This window comes from Dokdonella sp., from assembly GCF_039926425.1.
Taxonomy (GTDB): domain Bacteria; phylum Pseudomonadota; class Gammaproteobacteria; order Xanthomonadales; family Rhodanobacteraceae; genus Dokdonella_A.
Window position 1 is genome coordinate 1 of record NZ_JBDSWZ010000219.1, and the last position, 10,235, is coordinate 10,235.

Sequence of the window (10,235 nt, forward strand, 5' to 3'; positions counted from 1 at the left end):
CGTGCGCCGGCCTCGATCGACATGTTGCACACCGTCATGCGCTCTTCCATCGTGAGCGCCGAGATCGTGCTGCCGCGGTATTCGATGACGTGGCCGGTGCCGCCATCGACGCCAATCATTCCGATGATGTGCAGGATCAGATCCTTCGCGCCGACACCTGGCGCGAGCGTGCCGTCGACATGGATCGCGAGCGTCTTCGCCTTGCGCTGGAGCAGGCATTGCGTCGCCATCACCTGCCCGACTTCGGTGGTGCCGATGCCGAAGGCGAGGGCACCGAATGCACCGTGGGTCGAGGTGTGGCTGTCGCCGCAGACAATCGTCATGCCCGGCTGCGTTGCGCCGAGTTCGGGGCCGATCACGTGGACGATGCCGCGATCGTCGCTGTTCCAGCCATGCAGTTCGACGCCGAACTCGCGACAGTTCTCTTCGAGTTGGGTCACCTGCGCATGTGCCTGATCATTCGCATACGGTCGCTCGCCCTCGGCGTTGGCCGGCAACGTCGGCGTCGAATGATCGAGCGTGGCGAGCATGCGTTCGGGGCGACGCAGTCTCAGTCCACGCGAACGCAATTCGCTGAACGCCTGTGGCGAAGTGACTTCGTGTACCAGGTGCAGGTCGACATAGAGGATCGCCGGCGTGTCGACCGACTCCGCTGCAACCACGTGCGCATCCCACACTTTTTCAAACAGCGTTCGCGCGCTCATGCAGCCTCCTGCTCGGACACTGCGGTGCGAACATGGGTGAGCCAGCCCCAGCGGTCTTCGGTGCGCCCGTCGAACAGTCCGAAAAACGCCTGCTGCAACTGGCGCGTGACCGGACCAGGCTTGCCGTTTCCGACGTCCTTGCGGTCGACCGAGCGCACCGGCGTGATTTGCGCCGCGGTGCCGGTCATGAACACTTCCTCGGCCGAGTACAGCGCTTCGCGCGGCAGATCGCGTTCTTCGCAAGGAATGCCGAGGTCGGCCGCGAGCGTGAGCACCGTATCGCGCGTGATGCCGGCGAGAATGCCGGCGCTGGTGGGCGGCGTCAGCAGCTTGCCGCGGCGGACCAGAAACAGGTTCTCGCCGGCGCCTTCGCTGAGCAAACCGTTGTATCCGAGCGCGATGCCTTCGGCATAACCGCCCCGGCGCGCCTCGAATGCGATCAGTTGACTGCTCAGGTAATTGCCGCCTGCTTTCGCCCAGGTCGGATGCGTGTTTGGCGCCGGACGGTTCCACGAGGACACGCCGACGTCTGCGCCGTGCTCGATCGCGTCGCCGAGATAGGCGCCCCAGTTGAGCGCCATGATCGAGACGTCGACCGGCGAGCCTTCGCTGGGCAAGACGCCGAGGCCGCCCGCGCCACGGAACACGATGGGCCGCACGTAGGCGGACGGCATCCGGTTCGCGACGATCACGTCGAGACACGCGGAGTTGATCTGCTCGGGCGTGTAGCCGATGTCGATCTCGTACATGCGTGCTGACTCGAACAGCCGGCGCGTGTGATCGTCGAGGCGGAAATATGCGGGCCCCTGCGGCGTTGCGTAGACGCGTTCGCCTTCGAATACCGACGACCCGTAGTGCAGCGCATGCGCACTGACGTGCACGGTCGCTTCAGCCCAGGGTTTGATCTGGCCGTTGTGCCAGAGAAATGGCGCGTTCATTCGGGACTCCTTTGGTTACAGGCTGGCGACGGCCGCGGGGGCGGGCGCCGGGAGTTGTCGTTCGATGCGGTTGACGATCGCGAGCGCGGCCAGCGCCGTCGCTTCGATGATGTCGGTGCTGACACCGTTGCCGTTCCAGCTGCGATCGGCATGACGCGCGGTCAGTTGCGCCTGTCCTTGTGCGTCGCCGCCTTCGCTCACGGCGCGCACCTGGAAGCGCGTCAGTTCGAGCGTCGCGCCGGTCGCGCGTTCGATCGCGCGAAGCACCGCATCGACCGGCCCGTCACCAATGGCCGCTTCGCCGACTTCGTGGCCGTCGTCGTGCCGCAGGCGCACCGACGCCGACGCGCTGCCGCCGAGATGGGAGCTCGTGTTGAGCTGCACGATGCGCCACGGTCCGGTTGCGTCCGGGTCGAGGTTGAGCGCGATCGCTTCAAGATCTTCGTCGTGGATCTCGCGCTTCTTGTCGGCGAGCGCCTTGAAGCGCACAAGGATGTCGTCCATCAGCGAGTCGTCGGGCTCATGGCCGAGCGTCTGCAGGCGCTGGCGGATCGCGTGTTTGCCCGAATGCTTGCCGAGGACCAGACGCGTCTCGGCGATGCCGACGTCCTGCGGATGCATGATCTCGTAGGTGCCGCGGTGCTTGATCATCCCGTGCTGGTGGATGCCCGACTCGTGCGCAAACGCGTTGTCGCCGACGATGGCCTTGTTGCGCTGCACCGGCTGGCTGGTCAGCTGGGTCAGCAGGCGCGATGTCGGAAACAGCCTGCGGCTGTCGATGCGCGTGTCGACATTGTAGAGCGGTGCGCGCACACGCAACGCCATCACGATCTCCTCCAGCGCAGCATTGCCGGCGCGTTCGCCGATGCCGTTGATGGTGCATTCGACTTGGCGCGCACCGGCGGTAACTGCAGCGAGACTGTTGGCAACCGCCATGCCGAGGTCGTCGTGGCAGTGCGTCGAGAAGACGACCTTGTCGGCGCCTTTCACCGTTCGCCGAAGGTACGTGAACAGTTCGGCCATTTCGGCAGGGGTCGTGTAGCCGACCGTGTCGGGCGCATTCACGGTGGTCGCGCCTGCGGCGATCACCGCATCGAAGACCTCGACCAGAAACTCCGGCTCGGTACGCAGCGCGTCTTCGGCAGAAAATTCCACTTCGTGGCAGAGGCCCATTGCGCGTTCGACCGCGCGCACCGCAGTGTCGAGTACCTGGGTCTTGCTCATGTTGAGCTTGTGTTCGCGATGCAGCGGACTGGTCGACAGGAACACGTGGATGCGCGAGCGGTGTGCCGCCTCGAGCGAGCGTCCGGCGCTGTCGATGTCCAGGTTCTGGCAGCGCGCGAGCGCGCAGATTGTCGAGGTTTTCAGGGTCCGCGCAATCTCCGCGACGGCCGCGAAGTCGTCGAGCGATGCCTGCGGGAATCCGGCTTCGATGATGTCGACGCCGAGCGTCTCGAGCGCGTGGGCCAGTCGCAGCTTCTCGCGTCGGCCCATCGAAAAACCGGGCGCCTGTTCGCCATCGCGCAGGGTGGTGTCGAAGATGCGGACGCGATCGTCGCTGTCCTGCGTCGCGTTCGTCTGCTCGGGTCGTACGGGTTCAATGGTCATGGTGGCTCCGCTGTGGGGCGAGGCCTGAGGGCACTGCCGATGGTCGCTCCTGCGTTTTCGGCTTGCAGGCCATCCAATGGCCATAAAAAAACCCCGCATCCGTTTCCGGGTGCGGGGTTCTCAAGGGTATTCAGGTTGGTTTTGCTTCACCTGGACACGTGCCTTCAGCCCGCACCTCCGCTGGTAATGAGAAGTACGAGTACAAGTCGAAGAAGGCCGTTGCCGCTCACATGCAGCCTGCCGCCGAGCGCCGCGAGGCGGGTCGATGCTGCGATGTGACGATGGCTGTTGCGCTGCGACATGTGGCCGACCGTAAATCATGCCGTCGGGGCGTGTCAATCGTTTTGTGCAATTTTCCAGTGGATCGTCGAAAGACGGTGTGTTTGGACGTCCAGAAGTCCAGATGGCCGAATCGCGCGACGTCGGTTGGATCGGCTTTTCAAAGCCGACCCGTGCGCGACCTGCTTCCTCCAGGGACGTCATGGCCCTTGGAAGCGGCAATTGGCCCGGGACGCTCACCGATCACACGAAGCGTCACTCGCCGGATCGGATGGAGCGATTCCCGCGTCCGCGGAAATGACGGCGTCAGCGTGCAGTCGATGCCTCGGCACCTGCGTCAATCGCGGAAATTGTCGAACTGCAGCGGCATCTCGAACTCCGCCTTGCGCAGCAACGCCATCGCCAGCTGCAGATCGTCGCGCTTCTTGCTGCTGACGCGCAGCTTGTCGCCATTGATCTGCGCTTCCACCTTGATCTTTGCTTCCTTCAAGGTTGCGACGATCTTCTTTGCCACCGGCTGTTCCAGTCCCTGTTTGACGGTGATGGCCTGGTGTGCGGCGGCGACATTGCTTTGCGGCTCGGCGATGTCGAGGCAGCGCGTGTCGATGCCGCGCGTGGCAAGACGCGTGCGCAGGATGTCGAGCATCTGCTTGAGCTGAAACGTGCTGGTCGCGTGCTGGGTGATCACCGACCCTGCAAAGTCGAAGCGGGCGTCACTGCCCTTGAAATCGAAACGCGTCGACAGCTCGCGATTCGCCTGGTCGACCGCGTTGGTCAGTTCGTGCTTGTCGACTTCGGAGACCACATCGAAAGAGGGCATTGGCAGCTCGGGGACAGGAAAGCGCACAAGTCTAGCCCCCCGGCGTGCATGCGCGTATCGGTCAGCCCAGCAGATTCGCCAGCAGGTCCGGGTGCAGTGCCCAGCCCAGCAGCCCGGCCAGACCCATGATGATGCCGAACACGGTGGGCACCAGAGCGATCCCGTACAGCCAGCGTTTGCGCGTCAGCGCGGTGACGGCGAGGAGGGCAATGGCAATGCTCAGGGCAGCATCCGAAAGATCGAACTGGTCGTCGTGCTTGTTGAGCGCATCGTAGGTGTCCTGTGCTTTCTCGGCCTGCTGGCGCGCGTCGTCCTTCTTGCTCGACTCGCGTTTCGCGACGTCGGTGTACTTCGCGATCGCTGCGACAGCATCGGAGGAAGTGGCCGATGCCCGGATCAGATCCACGGTCGAATCCGCCATTTGCTCGCGCAGGTTACGTGCCTGGTAGAAGGCCCACTGGTCCACTTTTTCCACCTGCGCGGCCTGCATCGCCTGCACGATGTTGTCGTCCTTGACCTTGCAGACGCCCATGAACGTCGCCAGCACCGCGACGGTGATCGCGACCCACGTATTGAGCTGATCACTCGAACGCGATCCTGCGCCGCCGTTGTCGGTCATCTGGAGAGGATCGATGTCCATGCCGGTGTTCCGTTGCGTTGGGATCGCGTGATTAAACCGGCCGACCCTTTCTCCGGCGTTTCGTCGCGGGCGCGATCCACGATGCGGGGCGCGCCGCCTTATCCACCTGATGGGAGAACCGTGTGGTTTCGACAGACGGCGTCATCGGCGACAATCGCCGCATGTTCCCCACCCGCCGTGCATGGTTTTCCCTCCCGATGGTTGTGCTGGCCTGCGCATCCGTCGTGGCCGCACCCACCAGCCATCGCGTGCGCCTCGATGGCGCGGATTTTCGCATCGTCGATCTCGATCTGGCGCGCGATCGGCTGGAGTTGCGCTGGAAAGCTGGCGACGGACGTGCGCTTGCGACGATCGAAGCGTTGCAGCGATGGGGTTCGGACGACGGTAAAACGCTGCAGTTCGCCACCAATGCAGGAATCTACGACCGGCAATTTCGTCCGCTCGGCCTCTACGTCGAAGACGCACGGACGCTGCGCCCGTTGAACACCGCGCAAGGCAGTGGCTCGCAGGGCAATTTCTCGATGCAGCCCAATGGGGTGTTCTTTGTGGATCGCACCGGGCACGCGGGCGTCGTGACCACGCAGGCGTGGCGCGATCATCCGATCGACGCGCGCATTGCGACGCAGTCCGGGCCGATGCTGGTGGTCGACGGTGCCCTCAACGCCAATTTCGATGCGACCTCCGACAGTCGCAAGTGGCGCAGCGGCGTTTGCGCGAAGACCCCGGGCAACGTCACGTTCGCGGTCAGCGAAGCGCCGGTGACCTTCCACGCGTTCGCGCGCCTTTTTCGCGACGAACTCGGCTGCAGCGACGCGCTTTATCTCGATGGAACCCTGTCGCGCATCTACACCGCCAGCAATGGCTTCGCGGGCGCACCGACGATGATGGTCAAGCCGTATGTCGGCATGTTCGCGGTCTTCGGCGAGGAACCTGCAGCCCACTGACCGGCGTGCGCCCGTCGCGGCTTCGTCAGATGCCGCCGAACGAATACGCCGGTTCCGGCGATGGCGGTCCGGGCCGCGCTTTGACGTAGGAAGTACAGGTTGGCGGGCAAGGCGCGCACCGCGCCGTCCTGGCGATGGTCGTACAAGGGGCAAGCATGGTCTTCAACTCGCTGACGTTCGTCGTCTTCTTTGCCTGCGTGCTCGCGGTGCACGCGCTGCCGCTGTCGTGGACGACGCGCAAGATCAACCTGCTGGTGGCCAGCTACCTGTTCTACGCCGCATGGAATCCGCCATTCGTGATCCTGCTGTGGATCTCGACGGTGGTGGACTGGTACGCGGCGAAAGGACTGGTCCGTGCGGTACAGCCGCTGCAGCGGCGCGCGTGGATGCTGCTGTCGGTGGTTGCGAACCTCGGCATGCTCGGCTATTTCAAATACGGCGGCTTCGTGCTCGAGAATTTCCGGGTTGCGATGCTTGCGTTCGGCGTGGAGTACCAGCCGCCCGCATCGGACATCGTGTTGCCGGTCGGCATCTCGTTCTACACGTTTGCGACGATGGCCTACACGTTGGACATCTATCTACGCCGTGCGGAGCCCGCGCGAAATTTCCTCGACTACGCGTTGTTCGTCACGTTCTTTCCGCACCTCGTCGCCGGGCCGATCATGCGCCCAACCGAACTGGTGCCGCAGTTTGAACAGCCACGCCGCGCCGATTCCCGTATGTTGTTTTTCGGGCTCGCGTTGATGACGCTGGGTCTGTTCCAGAAGGTGGTCCTCGCGGACACCTTCCTCGCACGGCCGGCGGAAATGGTCTACGACAGCGACAAGCTGGCCGGCGCGCTGGACGCGTGGGTCGCAACGCTGGCCTTCAGCGGGCAGATTTTCTGCGACTTCGCCGGCTACTCGACGACGGCGATCGGCGCCGCGCTGTGCCTCGGATTTGCGATGCCCGACAATTTCCGCTTTCCGTACGCGGCGATCGGCTTCTCCGATTTCTGGCGCCGCTGGCACATCACCCTGTCGGCGTGGCTGCGCGACTATCTCTATATTCCTCTCGGCGGAAACCGGCACGGCGAGGCACGCACGTTGCTCGCGCTGATGGCGACGATGCTGCTCGGTGGCCTGTGGCACGGAGCCAGCTGGACCTTCGTCGTCTGGGGTGGACTGCACGGCGCGTTCCTCGCGATCGAGCGGATGGTGCGCTCGCGCTTTCGCAGCGATCGACCGGGCGCCCTTGCGTTGTTCGTAATCGGCGTGCTGACGTTCGCCATGATCAATGTGACGTGGGTGTTCTTTCGCGCCAAGACGTTCGCGAAGGCGTCGAGTGTTCTCGGCGGCATGTTTGGCCTGAATGCCGCAGCGAAACCGATCTTGCCGACCGTGCATCTCGCGATGGTGGTGCTGATCGTCGGTGCCATCGTGCTCGTCCACGCATCGATGCGCGATCGAACGCTCGAATCAGTGATCGGTCGAACGCCCGCTCCGGTTCTTTCGGTGATCTGGGCCTCGATGCTGTTCGCCATCGTGATCGCACAAGGAGCGGGCAGTGCCTTCATCTATTTCCAGTTCTGAAACGCAGTCCGTGCGCGCCGGCTTGATCCGGTCGACCGCATCGGATCGCCCGGGCGTCGCACAGCCTGTGCCGGAGCGCGACGTTCCGCGACAGCCGTGGAGTGCAATTGTCGTCGCAACGCTGCTGCTGTCCGCGCTTCTGATCGGCGCCTGGGAACTGCACTGGCGACGTGTCGGCGCGCAGCCCGGCTATCGCAACAGCAATGGCGAATGGGCCGATCAGCGCCGCCGCATCGACGAGGGCGAGGGAGCGCGCACCGTGCTGATCGGCTCGTCGCGTACGCTGTTCGACATCCAGCTCGACGAATGGGAGCGAGTCACCGGTGAACGCCCGATCCAGCTCGCGCTCGAAGGGACCTCGGCGCTGCCTGCGCTGGAGGACCTCGCCGCGGATCCGCAATTCACCGGCCGCCTGCTCATTGGCATCGCGCCGCAGCAGTTCTTCGCAGCGTTCGCCAATCGCGCGGACGCCGTCGCTTACTACCACCGGCAGACGCCGGCGCAGCGCAGCGGCGACTGGCTTTCCAAGCACCTGATCGAGCCGTGGTTCGCCTTTTTCGATCCGGACTTCGCGCTCGGCACCGTCGTGCGCAGGCAGGCGTGGCCGAGGCGCCCGGGCCTGCGTTCGCTTCCCGACGTGCGCAAGAATTCAGTCCAGGGAGAGGACCGCAATACGCGGTTGTGGAGCAAGGTTGCAGACGATGCCGCTTATCGCGCCATTGTCCGGGACAGATGGGCGCAGATGTTCGAGGGTCCGCTGCCGAAAATGGACACGCCGGCGAAATCCGCGGCAGTCATCGCGGAACAGATCCGCCGGACCGCGGTGGCGGTCGACACGTTGCGTACACGCGGCGTGGCCGTGCTGTTCGTCCGTGATCCGAGTGGCGGTCCGTTCCTCGACTTCGAGGAAACACGCCTGCCGCGCGCGACGACCTGGGATGTCCTGCTGGGCGAAACGGGCGCTCCGGGTATCCATTTCGCGGACTACGCCGAGCTGCAAGGGAACGAGTTGCCGGACTGGTCGCACGTTTCGCCGAAGGACGCGGATCGCTACACCCACGCGTTGGCGTCGATCGTCCAGAGGGATTTCTGGCCTCGCACGGAAATGCCGGCTGGCTCCGCGCAGTCGGCGAAATAGCGAAACACCAGCGGCGCCGCGGCATTGAAGGGAGCGCATCGTTCGCGCTCCGATGTTTGGGCCTTGCGCGAGCGCCACGAAGGACGCCCGGCAGCGATCGCGCTGGTCCTGTAATCCGGCGCGCAGCGCCGCACCCGGGCCAGAACAAGCCCGACTACTTCTTCGCGGCTTTCTTCGCGTCTTTTTCGGCGCGCTTTTCCTTCAGCGTCTTCTCCGGTTTCTTCTTGTCGCTTTTCTTCTGATCCATGCCTTTCATGGCGGTTCCTCGATGCGGGTGGAGGGAGCGGTCGACGCGGCACGCGACGCCCGGTGAGCCGAATGCTAGCGGTTTTTGAATCCACGTCAACGGACCACGGCCCGGGGGCGAGCGACGCCGTCGCCCTCGCGACAATCGAGACCGATCTCAGTCGCTGTCGTGCCAGAGTGCTCGCCACCCGTCGTCGCCGAGCCGGCGCAACGTGTCGATGTTGCGCGCATAGATCGCGTCCGTATCGATCCCTGATGCAACCGCCTGATCGACGCTCGACTCGCGCAGCAGGTGCAACGTCGGCCACGGCGAACGATTCGTGTAGTTCTCGATCGCATCCGCCTCGGTGTCGGCAAATCGATAGTCCGGATGAAAGCTCGCCACCTGGATTTCGCCTTCCAGATCCATTTCGCGCAGCAGTGCGTCGGCGTCGTCGAGGAAGTCGTTGAAGTCGAGGAAATCGGCGAACACGAGCGGATGGATCAGCAACGTCGTCTCCCACGTGGCCGGATCAGCGTCGTGCAGGGTTTGCAGCTCCTGACGCAGTGCATCGACCAGTTGCGAGCCGTCGGTCGCATGGCTGACGCGGAACCGAACGCGGCCCATGCTTAGCGGCGCGCGCGCGAACGGGCACAGGTTCAACCCGATCACCGCGCGTTCGATCCAGTGTCGGGTCGCGGCAATGATGTCGTCGTCGGGCGGCGGTTGGCCTTCGCGCGCCTGCGCGGCAGGTGGCTGATGGGTGCCCGTCACGAGTCGAACGCCCGATCAGATTCGGGTGACGCGCACATTGCGGCCCTTGACCTTGCCGTCGCGCAACCGCGTCAACGCCTTCCCCGCATCGGCGCGCCGGATCGCGACGTACGAACGCGTTGCGAACACATCGATCTTTCCGACCGCATCCGCAGCAAGGCCGGCCTCGCCGGTCAGCGCTCCGAGAATGTCCCCCGGGCGCATCTTCTCGGCACGGCCTGAATCGATGCGCAGCGTGACCATCGCAGCCTGCAGCGCATCGGGCGATTTGCTGCCTGCGGTGAGTGCCGGTTGCACCCAGCGCAGCGCCATCCCCTGCTGTTTCTCCAGCGCAAGCGCCCGAGGCATCTCGCGCGGCGTGCACAGATTGATCGCGAGGCCGGCGCGACCGGCACGTCCGGTGCGACCGATCCGGTGCAGATAGATGTCCGGATCGGGTGGCAGCTCGTAGTTGATCACCGCGCCCAGATCCTTGATGTCGAGTCCGCGCGCCGCGACGTCGCTGGCCACCAGCACGCTGCAGCTGCGGTTCGCAAACCGCACCAGCACTTCGTCGCGATCGCGTTGCTCGATGTCGCCGTGCAGCGCGAGCG

General features: G+C 64.6%; 12 protein-coding genes. 3 read left to right on the forward strand and 9 right to left on the reverse strand.

Annotated features, from left to right (window positions below):
* From ABIV12_RS12570 to ABIV12_RS12595, 6 genes are all read right to left on the reverse strand, one after another.
* Positions 1–704 (reverse strand): aconitase family protein (locus ABIV12_RS12570; protein ID WP_348059782.1); only part of this gene is annotated, 704 nt, incomplete at its 3' end.
* Entirely contained in the window at positions 701–1,642 is a 942-nt protein-coding gene (locus ABIV12_RS12575; protein WP_348059784.1) for a branched-chain amino acid transaminase, read from the reverse strand. The genes ABIV12_RS12575 and ABIV12_RS12570, both read right to left, overlap by 4 nt.
* A gap of 15 nt (positions 1,643–1,657) precedes the next feature.
* Positions 1,658–3,250, reverse strand: coding sequence for a 2-isopropylmalate synthase (locus tag ABIV12_RS12580; protein WP_348059786.1), 1,593 nt, complete (start codon positions 3,248–3,250; stop codon positions 1,658–1,660).
* 164 nt (positions 3,251–3,414) lie between these two features.
* Entirely contained in the window at positions 3,415–3,552 is a 138-nt protein-coding gene (locus ABIV12_RS12585) for a hypothetical protein (protein WP_348059788.1), read from the reverse strand.
* A 314-nt stretch (positions 3,553–3,866) separates the two neighbouring features.
* On the reverse strand, positions 3,867–4,349 hold the full coding sequence (locus ABIV12_RS12590; protein ID WP_348059790.1) for a YajQ family cyclic di-GMP-binding protein: 483 nt from the start codon (positions 4,347–4,349) through the stop codon (positions 3,867–3,869).
* A 61-nt stretch (positions 4,350–4,410) separates the two neighbouring features.
* Complete coding sequence (locus ABIV12_RS12595; RefSeq protein ID WP_348059792.1) at positions 4,411–4,989, reverse strand: DUF4337 domain-containing protein; 579 nt, start codon at positions 4,987–4,989, stop codon at positions 4,411–4,413.
* 122 nt (positions 4,990–5,111) lie between these two features.
* Here ABIV12_RS12595 and ABIV12_RS12600 point away from each other — a divergent pair, with 122 nt between their 5' ends.
* From ABIV12_RS12600 to ABIV12_RS12610, 3 genes are all read left to right on the forward strand, one after another.
* Positions 5,112–5,933 (forward strand): phosphodiester glycosidase family protein, encoded by an 822-nt coding sequence (locus tag ABIV12_RS12600; RefSeq protein ID WP_348059794.1) that lies wholly within the window; start codon positions 5,112–5,114, stop codon positions 5,931–5,933.
* Positions 5,934–6,088: 155 nt separating this feature from the next.
* On the forward strand, positions 6,089–7,504 hold the full coding sequence (locus ABIV12_RS12605; RefSeq protein ID WP_348059796.1) for an MBOAT family O-acyltransferase: 1,416 nt from the start codon (positions 6,089–6,091) through the stop codon (positions 7,502–7,504).
* A 10-nt stretch (positions 7,505–7,514) separates the two neighbouring features.
* Complete coding sequence (locus ABIV12_RS12610; protein WP_348059798.1) at positions 7,515–8,642, forward strand: hypothetical protein; 1,128 nt, start codon at positions 7,515–7,517, stop codon at positions 8,640–8,642.
* A gap of 154 nt (positions 8,643–8,796) precedes the next feature.
* On the opposite strand, the gene ABIV12_RS12615 is transcribed toward ABIV12_RS12610, so the two are convergent.
* The 3 genes from ABIV12_RS12615 to ABIV12_RS12625 form a co-directional block, all read right to left on the reverse strand.
* A complete protein-coding gene (locus ABIV12_RS12615) occupies positions 8,797–8,988 on the reverse strand; it encodes a hypothetical protein (protein WP_348059800.1) in 192 nt (63 codons plus the stop codon).
* A gap of 57 nt (positions 8,989–9,045) precedes the next feature.
* Entirely contained in the window at positions 9,046–9,576 is a 531-nt protein-coding gene (locus ABIV12_RS12620) for a DUF1415 domain-containing protein (protein WP_348059804.1), read from the reverse strand.
* Between the two features lie 81 nt (positions 9,577–9,657).
* Positions 9,658–10,235, reverse strand: a 578-nt coding sequence (locus tag ABIV12_RS12625) for a DbpA RNA binding domain-containing protein (protein WP_348059802.1), incomplete at its 5' end; no start/stop codon positions are given.